Annotated in this window: 17 protein-coding genes; 1 reads left to right on the top strand and 16 read right to left on the bottom strand. The window is 36.1% G+C overall.

All coding sequences use genetic code 11. The features are described 5' to 3' along the window. Positions 1-9 precede the first annotated feature (9 nt). From ACIQ7N_RS08240 to ACIQ7N_RS08215, 6 genes are all read right to left on the bottom strand, one after another. Positions 10-621: a phosphatase PAP2 family protein gene (locus tag ACIQ7N_RS08240; RefSeq protein ID WP_402931345.1), complete on the bottom strand. Its 612-nt coding sequence runs from the start codon at positions 619-621 to the stop codon at positions 10-12. Between the two features lie 289 nt (positions 622-910). Beyond that, positions 911-1,810 carry a hypothetical protein gene (locus ACIQ7N_RS08235; RefSeq protein WP_402931344.1) on the bottom strand — a complete coding sequence of 300 codons (900 nt, stop codon included), beginning with the start codon at positions 1,808-1,810 and terminating at the stop codon, positions 911-913. Positions 1,811-2,244: 434 nt separating this feature from the next. After that, a complete protein-coding gene (locus tag ACIQ7N_RS08230) occupies positions 2,245-2,832 on the bottom strand; it encodes a response regulator (protein WP_274067158.1) in 588 nt (195 codons plus the stop codon). A gap of 10 nt (positions 2,833-2,842) precedes the next feature. Continuing rightward, on the bottom strand, positions 2,843-5,092 hold the full coding sequence (locus tag ACIQ7N_RS08225; protein WP_402931385.1) for an ATP-binding protein: 2,250 nt from the start codon (positions 5,090-5,092) through the stop codon (positions 2,843-2,845). Between the two features lie 47 nt (positions 5,093-5,139). Continuing rightward, complete coding sequence (gene comX, locus ACIQ7N_RS08220; protein WP_142508541.1) at positions 5,140-5,298, bottom strand: competence pheromone ComX; 159 nt, start codon at positions 5,296-5,298, stop codon at positions 5,140-5,142. 12 nt (positions 5,299-5,310) lie between these two features. After that, positions 5,311-6,213: a polyprenyl synthetase family protein gene (locus ACIQ7N_RS08215; RefSeq protein ID WP_402931343.1), complete on the bottom strand. Its 903-nt coding sequence runs from the start codon at positions 6,211-6,213 to the stop codon at positions 5,311-5,313. A gap of 493 nt (positions 6,214-6,706) precedes the next feature. Here ACIQ7N_RS08215 and ACIQ7N_RS08210 point away from each other — a divergent pair, with 493 nt between their 5' ends. Beyond that, a complete protein-coding gene (locus tag ACIQ7N_RS08210; RefSeq protein WP_402931342.1) occupies positions 6,707-7,351 on the top strand; it encodes a hypothetical protein in 645 nt (214 codons plus the stop codon). A gap of 199 nt (positions 7,352-7,550) precedes the next feature. Here ACIQ7N_RS08210 and ACIQ7N_RS08205 read toward each other — a convergent pair whose 3' ends face one another. The 10 genes from ACIQ7N_RS08205 to ACIQ7N_RS08160 all read right to left on the bottom strand — a co-directional run bounded on the left by ACIQ7N_RS08205 (position 7,551) and on the right by ACIQ7N_RS08160 (position 18,613). Then, positions 7,551-7,865: an antibiotic biosynthesis monooxygenase family protein gene (locus ACIQ7N_RS08205; RefSeq protein ID WP_132361528.1), complete on the bottom strand. Its 315-nt coding sequence runs from the start codon at positions 7,863-7,865 to the stop codon at positions 7,551-7,553. Position 7,866: 1 nt separating this feature from the next. After that, complete coding sequence (locus tag ACIQ7N_RS08200) at positions 7,867-8,874, bottom strand: siderophore ABC transporter substrate-binding protein (RefSeq protein ID WP_248717319.1); 1,008 nt, start codon at positions 8,872-8,874, stop codon at positions 7,867-7,869. Positions 8,875-8,923: 49 nt separating this feature from the next. Then, positions 8,924-9,685: an iron ABC transporter ATP-binding protein gene (locus ACIQ7N_RS08195; RefSeq protein ID WP_323654661.1), complete on the bottom strand. Its 762-nt coding sequence runs from the start codon at positions 9,683-9,685 to the stop codon at positions 8,924-8,926. After that, positions 9,682-10,635 carry an iron chelate uptake ABC transporter family permease subunit gene (locus tag ACIQ7N_RS08190; RefSeq protein WP_132361522.1) on the bottom strand — a complete coding sequence of 318 codons (954 nt, stop codon included), beginning with the start codon at positions 10,633-10,635 and terminating at the stop codon, positions 9,682-9,684. The genes ACIQ7N_RS08195 and ACIQ7N_RS08190 overlap by 4 nt, the downstream gene beginning before the upstream one ends. Beyond that, complete coding sequence (locus tag ACIQ7N_RS08185) at positions 10,628-11,578, bottom strand: ABC transporter permease (RefSeq protein WP_132361520.1); 951 nt, start codon at positions 11,576-11,578, stop codon at positions 10,628-10,630. Before ACIQ7N_RS08185 ends, ACIQ7N_RS08190 begins: the two co-directional genes overlap by 8 nt. Positions 11,579-12,004: 426 nt before the next feature. Then, positions 12,005-13,057: a YkvI family membrane protein gene (locus tag ACIQ7N_RS08180; protein WP_402931340.1), complete on the bottom strand. Its 1,053-nt coding sequence runs from the start codon at positions 13,055-13,057 to the stop codon at positions 12,005-12,007. A gap of 493 nt (positions 13,058-13,550) precedes the next feature. Further along, entirely contained in the window at positions 13,551-14,657 is a 1,107-nt protein-coding gene (menC, locus tag ACIQ7N_RS08175) for an o-succinylbenzoate synthase (protein ID WP_132361516.1), read from the bottom strand. Positions 14,658-14,679: 22 nt separating this feature from the next. Beyond that, on the bottom strand, positions 14,680-15,504 hold the full coding sequence (locus ACIQ7N_RS08170; protein ID WP_402931339.1) for a GNAT family N-acetyltransferase: 825 nt from the start codon (positions 15,502-15,504) through the stop codon (positions 14,680-14,682). After that, complete coding sequence (locus tag ACIQ7N_RS08165; protein WP_402931338.1) at positions 15,504-16,649, bottom strand: M20 peptidase aminoacylase family protein; 1,146 nt, start codon at positions 16,647-16,649, stop codon at positions 15,504-15,506. Before ACIQ7N_RS08165 ends, ACIQ7N_RS08170 begins: the two co-directional genes overlap by 1 nt. Positions 16,650-17,125: 476 nt before the next feature. After that, complete coding sequence (locus ACIQ7N_RS08160) at positions 17,126-18,613, bottom strand: peptide MFS transporter (protein WP_402931337.1); 1,488 nt, start codon at positions 18,611-18,613, stop codon at positions 17,126-17,128. Positions 18,614-18,666 lie beyond the last annotated feature (53 nt).

Raw genomic sequence — 18,666 nt, 5'->3', positions numbered from 1 at the left:
CATTCGAAGTCATGATTTAATTTTCGCTTTAAAAAGTCTCTTCCGACGTTCATACCAAATAACACAAATGATAAACCACGTATAGCCCATACTCCATCCGGCCAATACATCTGAAGCAAAATGACGGGCCCCAGCAACTCGAGACAAACCAATAAATACAGTTAAAACACTTGCCCCAAGCCAAAGCAATGTCTTACGTCCCTTGCTATTATTCTCCGAAAAAATATAAGCTATTGTAAATAAATACAAGATACCGGTCATCGCATGTCCAGAAGGAAAACTAAAGGATGTTAATTGTTCTTCAATCTCAGGTCTTGGCCGCTGCACCCATTTTTTCAATAATTGGTTAAGTACATTCCCACCTGCAACCGTTAACAAAACAAATAATATACCTCGGTTATTTTTTACTTTCCACGCTAAATATACGATTAGGACTAATGCTACGGATACTACAAATGTCGGTTCTCCTATATAGTGGAAAAATTCTATAAAACGATTATTGAAAAATAAATCTGCCATTTTTGTATCAAAAGTATTGATGAATTCACTTTGCAAAGTAACTCGTAACACAAAAAAGATAATGAGCGTTAATACCGCTAAAGGATAAGCCCATTTTTTCATATAATACTTCACCTCAGGAACAATATGCTGTTATATTTTTCACATCATATCATATTTACGTCAACTAGAGGTGAATTTGACTTTTTATCACAAGATTATCTCCCCGTAAATGTCCGATTGGTTATCTTTATCTAACCCAATGTGCCCCCTCTTTCTTGGGGTAGGACAAATGTTTTTTCTTCTGCCCTATTAAAATAATTTGAAAGAGCTAATGCAACGATAAATAAGATTGCAACGATAGGTATTATTTTTCTAAACAAAATATACACTTCCTCATCTTTAGTTTAAATTATTTTAATAATACTGGATCGAATAACCAATCCTTCGGCCCAAAGTTTTTATCCTTCTCTCCTCTTACTTCACGAGATATATTGTTTTTATAAATTAATTCTCTAAACTTTCTACTGAACAAAGTCTTTCGATATAAATATCTACCGTCATGACTCCATTCTGCTGATAAGAAAACATCATTTTCTATATTGGTGATATCTTTACGATTATAAATATCCGGACCATTGATTACCCCACTTAATCCACAACGACATGGAGGTTGCTCTGTCGCAAAATACAACTTAACTCTTTCAGCACTACTCTCTGGTAATACTTGTGTAGGTATAATTTGAAAAGCTTTTTGCTTCCCTTCTTTCGGTCCTTGGTGAATAACTTCTAACAGTTCATAGCCTTTCATATCCTCTTGCTTCATTAATGTCGCTAATTCCTGTGAAGCAACCCAATATCCGCTCACATGAACTAGATGACGGTCTTTCATTTCTGTTGTATCTATCACTAATGGAGAAAGCTGCTCTTTTTCCATTAGTCCACAATGCTGGCAATGGGTGTTTATAGAAAATAAAGTTCCTCTATCATTTATAAACATATCAGGTGAGTTACCAGTTGAGTTTAGTGTGAATAATGGTGCTTGCTCATATTCGCTATCCGAAAAGTCAAAGTAAAAACGTTCTCCGATTGAAACAATTCCTAATTCGTGTTCCAATGATTTGTAGAGTGCTGCTACATGTTCATATGTCACGTCTTCATTTAATGTAAAAATAGGATTGAAAGATGCCTTTAAATTTCTTTTTCTTATTTTAGGTGCACCTATAAAAATACCATAGCGATTATAAACATTAATAACTTGATCTTGACTAGATTCATCTATAGAAAATAAATTTTCAAGTTCTACTTTCAAAATACACGCCTACCTTTATATAAAGTTTTATGGTGAAGTATGTTGACTAGCTAGTAACTTTAAAAAAATCTACAATCTCTACTTTCTTCATAGATAGCCAGGCTCTTATTTTAAACGAAATCTTATATAGTATTACCTACTATAGCAAATCTACTTAACCACGATTATCTTAAGCGTACCAGTACTTACACCGACATTTCAACGTTGGGTTTACGCCAATTTTTTGGCGGTTTTTAGGCCGATTTTTGGCGTGATTTGGCGGACATAGAAAAAACACCGCCATAATTTGGCGGTGTTATTTTAAAAATATAGGTATTTAGAATTGAAATTTAGGTATGATTTACTAGGTAAATATATTGTGTTAGGAAACCACCCAAACTCTCCCTTTTTATTGAAAAATATACCAACGAAAGTTAGTATAACATACAGACAATCTATAGTAAATTCATTCTTTCTGCAAGATTTACTGCCTCTGTCCGTGAATCTACATTCAGTAAAGAAAATAGCTGAGTTAAATATCTTTCGGTTGTCCGCTGAGGAATATTTAACTCTATCGCAATTGCTTTATTTGTATGCCCTTCCGCAATCAATCTTAAAATTTTCTTTTCTTTTTCATTTAAGTGAATATCGAGTTTGGCATTTTGCAATTGAAATTTATTATCCAGAAAATCCAAGAAATTTTGAGGTAAAACAATTTCACCATTTGCAATGGCCCGAACAGTTCGTAAAATTTGCTCCTTAGATGCTGTTTTAGCTAAAATACCTTCGATTTTCCTTTCTAAAATAAGTGGATAATAATCAGTTATATCATCACCAGTATAAAGAATAATTGAAGCATTTGACTGGATAGCTTTAATGTTACGTCCTACATTAATGCCATTTTCTAACGGCATATTTATATCAATTAAGTAGATATCATAAGGCTTGTTTTTAATTTTCTGTATGACACGAGTTGCATCGCTTTCTGTATCAACTATAATATCTTCATTTTCTTGAAATAGGTTTTTCGTTCCCTCTAACACAATAGGGTGATCATCCACTATGAGCATCGTAATCAAGTGTATCACTTCCTTCTTTTACTGTAATTCTAATAGACATTCCTTTACTAACCTGCGAATCGATGTAAAACTGTCCGTTAAAGGCCTTTACACGTTCTTGCATACCTTGAATTCCCATCGATTCTGCGACAATTATATCCCCAATATTACAGCCTACACCATCATCCCTGTAGATAATTTCGAAACCATCGTCCATTTCCCGCAAATGAATTTCAACTGTTGTTGCATAGGAATGTTTTAACGCGTTATTGAGTAATTCTTGAAATAGTCGATAAATCATTAAATTCATACGCTCATCCTCTAAATAAAGGCGATCGATCGTATAAATTAACACAAAACTAGCTCTTTCTATTACTTTGCGAATTAGCTTCTCTAATGCAGCATTCAATCCTAATGTATCTAATAATGGGGGCTTCAAATTTTCGCAATAAGCTCTTAAATCATGTAAAGATGTAACCATCTGCTGATGAATTTTCGCAAGTTTTGGCTGGATATCTGTTGCATCCTTCCTATTGACTAGGACATCAACTTCCCGGGCAATATGGAGCTGCTCTTGCAAATTTGTATCATGTAATTCTTGAGCTAATTGATATTTTTCCTCTTCAAATCTTAACCATAATAATTTGCTTAACCAAGGCAATTGACTATCATCTGCTTGCCTCATATGCTTTAATTCCTCTAACAGTTCTTCTACCATCTTTGTATTTTCAATAAAATTATTTACATATAATAAGAGCAATTCAAGCCATAGAAGCTCTTCATCTTTCAAATGAATCGAGTTATTATGTCGCAATACTAATGCTCTTTTATAATGTGCATCTTGATGGAGGAAAGCGAGATAGACTTGATCAAATTTTTTAATTTCCCCTAATTTTAAATCTTCCATTAACATTGGATTAATCGGAAGACCGCCCTCAACCGTTGCTGTAAATTGCTTTTTGTCATAGTCATAAGTTAATACAAATACATGTTCAAGCTCAAGATGTAAAGAAACCTCTTGCACAAATTTTTCTAGAAGATTATCTATTTTTATTGTTTTACCAATCTTATCTACAGCTGTATATAACTGATGTATATAATCCCCTTTTGTTGAAAATAAGATTTTTCGTTTTCGATAATCGACTTTCTCTTTTATGTAAAAAAGAACAACTAACGATGTAAAAGTAAAAAATGAAACACCGGATATGACGGTCATCGTTAAATATTTTCCTGCAATCCAATACAATCCAACTACAAACCACAACGTAAAAATCAATGAAAAGATTACATAATAACGTAATCTAGTAATATGATATTCGATATCAAATAGCCGCTCTGCTAACTGCGTAAAAATAAAACTAAACGGAATTAACAATAAAAAAAGAGCACTAATTTCAGCGGAAAGTATATATTGATGAAATAAAATGTAAGGGAGCGCATATAGAAAAAGGAATGGCAGAAACGGAATCATTATACTAATTAATAAAATTTTTAACTGAGGCGATTTATATTTGAAATAGCTTAGCAATAAAATACTAAGTATGATAATAAGGAAAACGAAGAACATAGCTAGTACAATATTCGAAAGTAAATTATTAACAGCAGGATAAATAATACCAATACCGCCCAATATCATTGCTATCATAGGAAGTATATAAAATAATTTTATATTATTAGAAAGCAACCAATTAGTTTTTAAAAATGTGTAATAATTCCTTAAGAAGTGGAGTAATAACACTAAGCATAGTAACATGCTACCACGGTTAACGATTACACCAATACTGTTTAGACTGCCGGATGCACCAATGCTAACATAAGCCATGGAAACAGTGAGCATAAATAAAATAAGTAAACATAAAAGAGATGTATTTTTTTGTTTGAAGTATAAGTAAAACACAATGATTAATGTTAAAAAAAAGTAACAAGAAGGAATTACCAATATGTAATGAAAATATTGCTCTAGTAAATCAAATCTACTAACGCTCACATCCATTATTTGTCCGTTAGGTTTCATAATTGTTAGCAAGCTTGCCGTACGTAATAAATGATCATGTTTTACATTAGGGATATCCTCTGTATGAATGTTATTTACACTTAAAATAACATCTCCTTCAGAAATTCTAATTCCGCTCTCTAATTGTTTATTGTACGAACTAGTTACTACCCATTCCCCATTCTCTTCTTTTAAATCTATACCCAAATAATGCTTGCTGTAAGTAATATACAGTAGGTAAGTTCCTAGCAATATGTAAATACTTACAGCAAGCAGAAACCATATACGTTTAAATATTTTTAGTTCCAAAATCCATTTTCTAAGCGTACGTCTTCTTCAAATGAATCAAGTATCGCTCTTTGCTCCAAAGCTGAAACTCCAATTAATGAAGCTTTTTGTTCTTTTAAGAGTGCAACTAAGTCTGGGTTTTTTTCTAGATGTTGAATTACATTAATCATCTTCATCTCTCCTCAATTTATTAGTTTTTTTAGGTAATCTTTACATACTTCATTTATAGCTACATTTTCAAGAGTATCTAATGCTCTAAACTTGTAAACATTCTTAATAGTAATTGCATAACGTATTGCGCCACCATTTGTCAACTCATTTTCCGTAGCATTATTATCTAAAAATGCATCTATATCATCATTATAATAGTTTACAACAGAATTTGAAACATCATTTCCCTGTGACAAAAGATAAATAATAGGCAATGAGTATCTTTTATTTAGTAGATCATTTTTAGGTCCCCAAGTTTTTAAACTTTGAATATCGTTTTTAATTTGTTGGATAATACCTATATATTTCCCATACTCCTCAACCTCAGAAGATATCGCTCCTTTTGCAAGCACTTCGCCAATTAAGCAACTCATTGCTGTTAAAGAACCTGACTTTTGTTCAATCATTTGTATATACGAATGCTCATCCCTACAAGTATTGAGTAAATCTAGTTGCTGACCGTTTATACTTCGTAATGCATAATCCTCCAGTATTTGAATAGCAATACTTTTGTGTTCAAAGATAGACTTACGTATAGTTCTAGAAGCCATAACTAGCATAGCTAAAGCAACATTTAATGATAATTCAGGTGTTTTAGTCCAACTATAGTCTGAATCCTTGTCCTGCAAGTCGTCGATTATATCAAACGATAAAATTAAAAGTTCGATAGCTGCGGCAACATTATAAATGTCCTCGTTCAAACAATCTGTAAACGCTTCATAATGCCAATAACAAAGCTTACCAAATGAATAGCCAACTGCCTTTTTTTCTTCTTTAAATTTTTTTAGCATCGACCGTAATTCATGACTGATCAATGTCTCGTTTTCAATTAGAATGTCCAATGCTTCATTAATTTGTTCGTCAAGCTCCTGCAATAGTCCTCTCCTCCCTTAAATATGTTAATAAATATTATACAGATTAATGGGAAATAATACTAGACACTGAGATCATCAGGGAATTTTTTACATTGTATCATTAGCACAATATACCGCCAAAAAGTGGCGGTATTTGTAGAAAGCACGCCATTTCTTTATTTAGGGATAGTAAAATAAATGGCGGAGTCATATGATTGACCGCCATTTTTTGGCGTAAACTCACCATTGAAATGGCGTCCTCACTGATGATACGCTTATAGTAAGCTAAGATCAATTTGTATTCTGTTCGTATACTAATCTTTGAGTTATAAAGTTCATGAGAAACTAGATTGGATACTATGTATATAAGTTGATTGGGGAGAAGACGGCCGCTTCTCGGGCTTAGAGTTACATTGAATGCCTATTTAGAATGGAAATCCCCTACGTTTATCGTGATGTGCCATTTCGCATAATCTATTAACAAGGAAATTCTCGAAACCTGGGAGTGATTGAAATGAAAAATGAAGTAAATGAAAACGTTTTATTACTTACAGCTAATTTTTCCTGTACAATTTTAATCTCTGAAGAAGAAATCACTATTAAAAAACCTTCGAAAGAACAACAATATATTGAGCAAATTATTATTGATGCTGAGCAACAGGTTTTTAAAGAAACATTAGCAGAGTATAAAAGCCAATCTACATTTTCAAATTTTATTTGCAATATTCCTGGATTTGAAGATGCTGTTCAGCAAAGGCTAGACAGTTTTATAGAACAATACGGAATTATAAGAGTATCCGAAGAAAGCCTGTCTATATTGCCATTAGTAAGTCCATTTACCTCTGAATTGAACATACATACGCCTGTACTCTATATGTCACCAAGCTTTAGTATTATATATGCTAGAGGCAATTGCTCTAGCACTTCGTCAATTGGAAATCCTATTAAAATCGGAGAAACAGTCGGTTTACCTACTTTTCTTTTTAATTCAGAAATGGCAATGTCCTCTTTAAGGGACGTTACTGCTGTAAAAAAAGCAAATTGGGTACCACAACAATCGACTGCCACTTTCACCGGGGTTTCCATTAATGACAATGGTTTTTCTCTAAATATTACTACAACATTAAATTCATGGAATAGAACGTCCATTAAGCATTAAATTAGACTGGGTATGGCACAGATATAGTTATGTGCCTCGCCCTTCTTCCTTAATATCGTTCTTTATGCCATTTTAATAGTTCTATGATTTTTTCCGTCGTTTTTTGACTATCATTGCATTTCTATCGGACAATGCAATGATTGTAGTCCTATTCATAAGAAAAAGGTGCCTCAAATGAATTTTGAGACACCTTTAATTATTAACCTTTTACATAATAAACTTCTTGGCCACTTTCGATAATATGATCAGGCTTAGGTTTACCCGCATTTGCTTTATGACCAGCAATATGTTCGGGACTCTTCTCCCAGTTTTTCCAGGCTTCTTCTGATTCCCATCGAACCACAATTAGCACTTCCTCATCACCACGTCGTACTTTTTTTACAAGCACTTGCTTATCGATAAAGCCTGGCTGTTGCTCAAGCAATGATGGACCATCTTCTTTGGCGCCAAAACGCTCAACAACTTTATCCGAATTCCCTTCCGTAACGACAATACGTTTAATTTGTACAAACATATTATTTAAACGCCTTTAAAACGTCTTCAGCTTTTTGAGTTTCAGAAGTTAAACCGCCACCAGATAAATACCAAACTTGTGGATCTAGATAAAAGATTTTACCATTTTTCGCAGCGTTAGTAGCACCAACGATTTCGTTTTCAATCGCAGCTTTTGTACCAGACTCGCCTTCTGGATTTACAGCAGCATCACGATCAACTACGAATAAAACATCTGGGTTTGTGTCACGTACATATTCAAATGATGCGTTAGAACCATGTGTAGAAACTTCAATTTTTTCATCAGCAGGTTTTACACCAAATACATCATGGATCACACCGAAACGTGAACCAGGACCATATGCAGATAATGAACCTTCAGAACCTAGAACGATTAAAGCTTTTTCTTTAGCTGAAGTTGTTTTAGCTTTAACTTCCTCTACTTTTGCTTCGTATGCAGCAAATGCATCAGCAGCTTCTTTTTCTTTACCAAAGATCTTACCAGCTAATTCTGTTTTTTCTTTGAATGATTCCACGAAATTTTGATCATCTACACCTACATAGACAGTTGGCGCAATTTTAGATAATTCATCGTAAGCAGATGCTTGACGACCAGAGATGAAAATAACGTCTGGATTCATAGAAGAGATTGCTTCAAAGTCAGGCTCTTTTAAAGCACCAACATTAACATAATCTTTACCAGCATATTTACTTAAGTATTTTGGAACTGATTTTTGTGGAACACCTGCAACTTCAACACCTAAAGCATCTAAAGTATCAAGGAAACCATAGTCAAATACAACAACATTCTTTGGTTGCTCTTTAAGCGTTACTTCTTTAAAAGTATCTTCACCATCTTTAATAGCTGGGATTGTTAGTGGGTAAGCTGTAGCTTCTTCCTTTTGCTCTTCAGCTGGCTTATCAGTTGAAGAACCTTTATCTTCTTTTTTTGCTTCGTCTTTAGAACCGCAAGCAGCTAGTACTAATAGCATCATTGCCATTAACACAGTAAGTAATTTCCAATTTTTCATTGTAAAATTGCTCCTTTATTTTTCAGATGGATTTCCATCTATTATTTTTTTAAGAGTTAAAATATACACAAATGCGACAACCATTCTGTTCTTGAACCGGGATATCCATATCATAAATTTCCTTAAGCGCATCAGAGTTGATGATGTCATTTGTTGGGCCGTCTTTAACAACACGTCCATTTTTTAATGCGACAATATGATCAGAGTATACAGAAGCAAAGTTAATATCATGTAATACAATGACAACTGTTTTCCCTAGCTCATCAACGAGCTTTCGCAAAATTTTCATGATTTGCACAGAGTGCTTCATGTCTAAATTGTTAAGCGGCTCATCAAGCAAAATATAGTCTGTATCCTGCGCAATAACCATTGCAATAAATGCACGTTGACGTTGACCACCAGATAATTCATCCAAATAATTGTGCTGAATATCCCCTAAATTCATATATTGAATCGCTTCATCTATCTTTAGCTCATCCTCAGGCTTCAAATTCCCTTTCGAATAAGGGAAACGCCCAAATGAAACAAGCTCACGGATTGTTAGGCGAACATTCATATAGTTAGACTGTTTTAAAATAGATACTCGCTTCGCAAAATCATCCGATTTCCAACGACGTACATCTGATTTATCGAGTAATACTTCTCCAGTGTCTGCATTAAGTAAACGGCTTACCATTGAAAGCAATGTTGATTTACCTGCGCCATTCGGTCCAATAAAAGACGTAATTTTCCCTGGTGCAACGTCGACACTGACATCTTGAATGACCGGTTTTTTCCCAAAAAACTTAGAGATTTCTTTTACTTGGATCATCCTGCTGACCTACTTTCCTTCAATAATAAGTAGATGAAGTACACGCCACCTACGAAGTTTATAATAACGCTTAGTGTTGTATCGAAATTAAAAATACGTTCGACCACCCACTGTCCACCGACCAAAGCTACAATACTCATCACACAAGAACCTGCGATTATCACAGAATGCTTGTACGTCTTGAAAAATTGATACGATAAATTTGCCACGATTAAGCCAAAGAAAGTAATAGGCCCAACAAGAGCTGTAGAAACGGCAATTAATACTGACGATAATATGAGCATACGCTGTACAAGCTTGTCATACGGTACCCCTAAATTAATTGCTGTATCACGTCCAAGAGACATTACATCTAATTGGTTCATGTGACGCCAGCCATAAACAAAGGTAATGATTATGACAACACCAGCAAGCCATACTAAATCTGAATTGACATTGTTGAAGCTTGCAAACATTTTACTTTGTAAGCTTAAAAACTCATTCGGGTCTATTAGAACTTGGAAGAACGTAGTTACGCTTCCTAAAAACGTTCCGACAATCATACCGACAAGTAGCAAGAAATAAATCGGACGTTTTCCTTCCTTGAACAATACTCGATAAAATATTAGCGCAAAGACAACCATCGCTAAAACAGCTAGTAAGAAATTGTATTTGGCGTTAATAACGAATATCGACATAGAGCCAAAGAAGAAATAGATGAATGTTTGAACCATCATATATAATGCATCAAGCCCCATTACACTTGGCGTTAAAATACGGTTATGTGTAATCGTTTGGAATACTACAGTTGAATATGCAATCGCAATTCCTGTTAACGACATCGCTACCACTTTAATAAGGCGGCGTGGAAACGCATAATGATAGTTACCATTAAGTTCATAAAATACATACAGTAAAATAGATACTACAGCCAAACCTAGTAAAATCAACATTTTTGTACGGTTACGCATATGCTCTCCCCCTAAACAACATAATTAGGAAGATCGCACTTCCGATGACACCGACCGTCATACTAATCGGAATTTCATAAGGGAAAATCAGTACACGCCCTACAATGTCGCAAAATAATAAGAACGACATACCTAGTAATGCTGTATGAGGCAATGTCTTAGCAAGGTTATCCCCTTTGAACAGCGAAACTATATTTGGAATGATTAAACCAAGGAACGGTATCATACCAACTGTTAGCACCACTGTCGTCGAAATAAGTGCCACTAACACTAAACCTAAATTCACAACGAATTTATAAGAAAGACCAAGGTTTTTTGCAAAATCCTCACCCATTCCTGCCACTGTGAAGCGGTTCGCATAAATGTAAGCTAAAATCAGCACGGGTACACTTATGTATAAAAGCTCATAACGACCTTTCATCATTAATGAGAAATCTCCCTGTAACCATGCAGAAATGTTTTGGATAATATCCGCCTTATACGCAAAAAACGTCGTAATTGACGAAAGGATATTCCCAAACATTAAGCCAATAAGCGGTATAAAGATCGCATCTTTAAACTTTATTCGATTTAATATTTGCATAAACAATAATGTGCCGGCTAAAGCAAATATGAAAGCGAAGGAAATTTTTTGAAAGTACGTGACATTTGTGAAAAACATCATCGAAATTAGTACCCCCAACTTTGTAGCATCTAATGTACCTGCTGTCGTTGGTGACACGAACTTATTCCTACTTAAGCTTTGCATAATTAAACCAGCAATACTCATACCTGCACCTGCTAACAAAATTGCTACAAGTCTCGGTATACGACTAATAAAAAATAGTCTAGTTTCTTCTGATTCTAAATCTAATAGATCACTCGGTTTTATATCAACTACACCGATAAATAGTGAAACTATAGACAGAACAACAGTTGCTGTAAAAAGATATCTTTTTTTCATTGTAATCCCCGGTAGATTCATTTTTGCTCGTAACACTCATTGAAAATGATTATCATTACTCACGATTCTCATTATAAGCGTGTTTTTATTCTCAGTCAACCTACAACTGAGAATTATTCTCGCTTTATTTAAGAATCCGTAAAAACAAGAGTTCTCAACGGAAAATTTGCCTTCAGTGTTATTTCTAAAGTTAAAATCTCTACATTTTTTGCACAAATAAAAAGGTAATTGAGAATAAAATACTGATTCCTTCTCAATTACCTTACCAATTATACCTCGACATAATTACGTTCAGAGGCTTTGGGTAAATGGGATATTGCCACAGGTGATGTGGCGTTCTTAGGTTCCTCTATTTAAGCGGATGTTTGGACACCACTAAAAGGTGACTCATCACACCACCGTACAAGTGGGAAATGTGCTAAGAAGTTAAGTTATTCGTCGACCGCCTTTTAGCCACGCAAAAATAATTAACACGATTAATACAAAACCGACATATCCCATCACAGCATATAGCTTAGCTACAAGCGTTGTAAAACCCGCGAGACTTGCTAAAAAGGCCAAACTACCGATAAAAACGGCAGTTACCTTAAAACTGGCCTTATTAGGGTTTAAAAATCTCACCATAAATGAATAGAACATCCCCACTGCTGTATTATAAATCATTCCTAATAAAGAAAAGGACATCAATAGACCAATAAGAGGATGAATTTCATTTGCCAAAGCTAACATTGGTATATCAATGCCAACGATAACATTCATTTTTGCAAGAAGAGACAGGTTAATTAGTAGAATTAAAGCGCCAAGCAAAATCCCACCAATAATACCTCCCAGCCCTGCCACTTTTTCATTGCGTATAGACCCACACATAACAGTTAAAAGAGAAAAACATACACCGATATTAAAAGACAAATACAGTAAGGCAGTAACCCACCAGCTTTTAGAACTTACCTGTGCTTGTTGTGCAATAACAGCTTGTTCGACAAAGGTTAAATCCATCGTAGCTAATGAATAGATCGCTAATATCGAGACAATGGCTAACAGATAGGGAGTAGCAATGGCAATAACGTTTATAATGCTCTTCACATCCATCATAACCGTCGCTATAGTAAGTACAATCATACAAATGCTCCCAAGCCATACGGGTAGTCCAAACATTTGATGTAACGTAGCACCCGCTCCTGCAAACATGATTACTGCTACACCGAATAAGAAGAGCGACAGTAAATAATCCATCACTAAACCTACAGCATTACCTGAAATTTGATAAATTAAATCCTTGTGCGATGTCGTTCGTAATCTTGAGCTAATTTGAGCAATGCACATTCCTACTAAGGCAAACCCAACTGTAGCAATAAGTGCACCATAAATCCCTTGAAAGCCATAGCTCGTAAAATATAGTACGATTTCCTGTCCTGATGCAAATCCCGCACCGACAATAATCCCTACATAGGCACCACCGATTTGCAAACTTTTTTTCAATCAGTTCTCTCCCTGTTTATCCTATTATTAGGGTCATCACCAAAACGTGTGGTTGATTTCCGTTCCGACTGAGCGCTTTTCCGCTGCCGCTTCGCTTTTGCACAGAGCAAAGCTTCCTGCGAGCGTCCGATGAGCCGCTTGGGGCAACAAATGTTTTTTGCGCGAAAGCGTAGTGCTAACGTAGCGGCAGCAACACGATGTTTTTTGTGCGAAAGCGTAGTGCCAACGTAGCGGCAGCAACACGATGTTTTTTGTGCGAAAGCGTAGTGCCAACGTAGCGGCAGCAACACGATGTTTTTTGTGCGAAAGCGTAGTGTAACGTAGCGGCAGCAACACGATGTTGGTCACGACGTTATCACAGGATGTGATGGTTTTAGCCTTCGTTCATTATAATGCTAATCCCCAAGTAGCCGCCCAGACCCCACTCCAATCAACTTATTTACATAGTCGACGTTTTACCAAAAGTCATCCTCAACATTTGGTGATGTACCTATTATTGATAGACCTTCTTACTGATTGTTTGCTTATTAATTACCTTCATATTAGGTGTATATCCAATTCCAGCCGTTTGTGGCACACGAATATAACCATCCTCTACAATTACTTCAGGTGTAATGATATCCTCATACCAATAATGACTAGAGCCTGCAGTATCCCCAGGCAACACAAAATTAGAGAGCGATGTTAATGCAATATTATGTGCTCGTCCGATTCCTGCCTCTAACATACCGCCACACCAAACAGGGATATTATGTTCCTTACATAAATCATGAATTCTTCTTGCTTCCGTTAAACCGCCTACACGTCCTATTTTTATATTAATAACACCACAACTACCTAGCTCTATAGCTTTTCGAGCATCTTCGTAGGAGGTGATGCTTTCATCTAAGCAAATAGGCGTTTTTAACTTTCGCTGTAGCTTAGCATGATCGACAATATCATCAACTGCTAACGGCTGCTCAATCATTAATAGATTAAATGCATCCAGTTGCTGCAATACATCCATATCGTTCAATGTATACGCAGAATTAGCATCTACCATCAATGGCAGTTCTGGCATTTCAGCACGAATAGCACGAATAACTCCTACATCGTGACCGGGCTTAATTTTCACTTTTACTCGTTTATAGCCTTTATTTACATGGCCTTTTACTAAATCGATTAATGCATCTGTGGAAGATTGAATACCTACGCTAACGCCTACCTCTATTTGTTCCTTAACTCCACCTAACGCTTGAGCAAGTGATTGCTTCGTTTGTTGAGCATAAATATCCCAAATAGCCCCTTCAATAGAGGATTTCGCCATGCAATTACGACGAATAGCAGAGAACAAAGCACTGACTTCATCTGGATGCCCGACCTCTTTATGTAACAAGATGGGGATTAAGAAGTCTTCAAGCATATGCCATGTTGTTGTTAATGTCTCCTCTGTATACCAAGGCGCTACAAAGGCAACAGCTTCTCCCCATCCTACAGTTCCTGATTGATCTATTGCTTCTATAAGTAAGAGCTCTTTTTCATCAATTGTGCCAAAACTCGTTGTAAACGGTGCTTTCATAGGCATTTTTATATGTCTCACTGTAATCTGTTCTAGTTTCACACGATTTCACTCCTTATCCTTATTATAAAGCTAATAAGGAGCGTCTGACTAATAGATAGCTATGAACATATTCCTTATTCTTTTTCACTCGAACAATTGCATAATTTTGTTCAAACAATGTCGTTAAAATAGTACGTACTTTATAACGCCAGTCCTCCGCAAGCTTAGGACTCTCTACTTTCATCTTTTGTAAAAATTGAGGAATGGGTAATAAATAGGCGTCCCTATAATACAATTGCTCTTGCTGAAATTCACCATCAACATCAAGCACCGGTAAGCCATCTACCGTTAAAGACCACGGTACAATTTCGTCAGCTTCTTCTTCCAGTTCATCTAGGGAATCCTCCACTCGATCGCGTTCAATCCACCATTCAACAACGATTCGATCTGAAGGTAGCCCATCGTTAAAGTCATCCTCGAGCGTCCCATAATAATCATTTTCGTACTGAAAACTAAAGGCATTGAGCTTTAAAAATGATAAATTAGCCATACGCGCTTCTAGCGGATCAAATAGCCAAATCACAAGCTGAAACCCATGTTCTTTTGCATATTCCTGTTGGGCATGCTTTAATAATTCACCTACACCTTGTTCACGATATGATTTCTCCACGCCAATCATGTGTGAGTGTAAATACATTTTTCCATGTCGATAGCCAACAAAGCAGTAGTTAAAGCCAATCAGCTTTTCTTCTAAATATGCTCCAAGGATTAATCCACCATTTTGTACAGCTGCTAACAATTGATGTGAGGGAATAGCCTGACTCCCCCATATAGCTTCGTTCAAAATTTGTACTTCTGCAATTTCAGTAGGTGCTATTATTTTTTGAATACGTACTTTCTCTAGCATTATGCTGATCCCTCCTTTGAGTTCCCCGACTCCAATGCTAACAATACCGCTCTTGTAAGAATTTCAACTCCCGTCACAAGTCTCGCCTGCTTAAATTTCATCTTTGGATGATGTAGGCCTGGTGTCACCCCACAACCTAATCCTAACATCGTAGATTTTAAATGCGGGCGTTGAACAGCATAGTGATGAAAGTCTTCTCCTCCAGGTGTATGAACTGGCTTTCTTAAATTCGACAACCCAGTTGCTTGCACGATTGCCTGCTCCATAATATATTGAGCAGTTGGATCTACTTCGGCTGCTACTACATTTGCTACTGTACGTAATTCAATCTGCACTTTATGCAAGATCTTGGAAGAATCAATAACCCTTTTTATTCCCTGTGCAAGGGTATCCATTACATCATTTTGTTGAGCTCGTATATCAATGGTAAACGCTGCACTTCCAGGAATAATATTGCCGGATTCTCCTCCAGCATGGAATTTGGTCATCTTAATTGATACAGGAACCATTGGATCTGTATGAAGTGTTCTTAAATCTTCGATAATAGTTGCTCCTACTTCAATGGCGTTCACGCCTAGATGCGGTCTTGCTGCGTGGGCATCTTCTCCAATGATTTCCCCCTCAAGCATTCGAGAGGCTCCATGATGCAATGCGGCACAATAAGTACCGTCTTCGAGCTCATGAACAGGTCTTACATGGACACCAAATAAAAAGTCTAAATCATCAATGATTCCTTCTTTTAAAACCGATAAAGCACCAGTTCCTTTTTCTTCAGCTGGTTGAAAAATCACACGAATTGTACCGTTGAATGATGGAGTAAGCTCTTTCAAAAGTAATAGAGCACCGATTGCCATCGTCATATGTCCGTCATGGCCACAGGAGTGATTCGCACGAAATTCACCATCTACTTCCTGCCATAACGCATCAATGTCCGTACGCAAACCGACTTTAGGACTACCACTTCCTACGTCAACATAAAGTCCAGTACTGTTTTTAAAGCGTATTGGTGAAAAACCTTCCCGCGTTAGTAAATCAACAATATAATTTGTTGTTTCTACCTCATGCCAGCTTATTTCTGGATTCGCGTGTAAATACGTGAAAATCTCCATTAATCTTGGCCTCAAACGACTTAAAGCTTCCTTCATAGCATCCAACCCCTTAAATTATCATACTATTAAGATTATTATAACGAAATTGAAATCTTTTCACACAGAAAACATATTGTCGCGTTTAGGAAATTAACTATATGATACAGTTTATTACGTTCATATTGTAGATAATTTATTACATCGAGACATAAAGTACATTGATTAATTTTATCTTTTAGCCACTTTTAATAATTAGAAGATGCTGATTTTCGCTAAAGGCTACAATGATATGCCTACATAAGTTAAATTTAAGGCTCATCATCGAAAATAGGAGATGATATTTGATCAACTATGGCTCGACATAATTGCGTCCGAAATCGGCTTTGTGCGAAAGCGTTGCGGCAACGCCTAAGCGCCAACCGGAACGAAAATTAACTACACGTTATGTGATATGCAAAGTATCAATAAGATTTCTCCTCATACAAAAAAGATGCAAGTACAGTTATTTGAATAACTGTACTCACATCTTTTGATTAGTTAATACCTCGCATAGCTTTTGAAATAATTGGCGAAAGTACTAAAATTATAACTCCGAAAACAATTGATAATGAGCCTAAGAAACCGAAGTATGTGAATTCACTCACCACTTCATAGACTTTTACAAGTTGTGCGTTGATTGCTTGCGCAGCTGCGCTTGTTAAAAACCAAAGTGACATCGTTTGTGCAGCAAAAGCCTTTGGAGCCAACTTTGTAGTAACTGACAACCCTACTGGCGATAATAATAACTCCCCAACTACAACTAAAAAGAATGATAATACTAACCACAATGGACTTACTAAATCTGTACCACCAGATAAATACGCTGGAAGCATCATCACTAAGAATGACATTCCTGCAAAGAATAATGCATAAGCGAATTTACGCGGTGTAGATGGTTGCTTATCTCCCCACTTCATCCATAACATGGCGAATAATGGAGCCATTGTAACGACGAATAAAGGATTTAACGATTGGAACCAAGAAGATGGAATATGGAAACTACCAATATCCAATCGTGTACGACTATCTGCATACGTTGCTAAAATAGTCGCCCCTTGTTCTTGGATTGCCCAAAACATTACAGCCGATAAAAACAAAGGAATATAAGCGAGCACGCGAGACTTCTCGTCCTTCGTTGTTTTCTCACTGCGATACATATAAATAAAGTACACCGTTGGAATTGCGATACCTAGCGCCGTAATAATTAAACCAAAAACATTCACTGTTAGTACGCCAGTTTTGATACCTATTGCCCCAGCAATAATTATAAGTAGCGCTAAAATCCCAAATCGTGTAAAGACTTTTTTACGTTCTTCAGGCAGTAACGGGTTGTTTACCTGTAACCCAGCTAATCCTAAATATTTTTTTCCTGTTAATTTAAAAATAATTAAACCAAATAACATCCCGATCCCCGCTGCACCAAAGCCTAGGTGGAAGTTATACTGTTGTCCAATTGTTCCGACAATTAATGGTGCAAGGAATGATCCCATGTTAATGCTCATATAGAAAATCGAAAAACCTGCATCACGACGACTATCTGTATCAGCATACATATCTCCGACAATGCTTGAAACGTTCGGTTTTAATAAGCCTGTCCCAATGACAATAAAGAACATTGAAACAAATAAAATACTCGCGCCACCAGGTAACGCTAGCAGGAAATGTCCAAACATAATGAACACGCCGCCATAAAAAATGGTTCTACGGGTACCCAGTAATCGGTCAGCAATCCAACCACCGATAATTCCTGACATGTAAACCAATGATCCGTAGATAGCCATAATGGAATTCGCTAGTCCACGATCTAGGCCTAAGCCGCCTTCATGCAATTCATAATACATAAAGAAAATCAGAATTGCTCGCATACCGTAGTATGAGAATCGTTCCCAAAATTCAGTGAAAAATAATGTAAAGAGCCCTTTAGGGTGTCCAACAAAGCCATTTTGAGGGACGGATTTTACAATTTCATCTTTAGTAGACATAAAAATATCCTCTCCCGATTTCATTATTCAATAATAATATTATTACCCAATAG

It is taken from the genome of Lysinibacillus sp. NPDC095746 (genome assembly GCF_044763535.1).
Classification (GTDB): domain Bacteria; phylum Bacillota; class Bacilli; order Bacillales_A; family Planococcaceae; genus Lysinibacillus.
The sequence above is the reverse complement of the archived record's forward strand: the minus strand, read 5'-3'. Positions and strand labels throughout refer to the sequence as shown.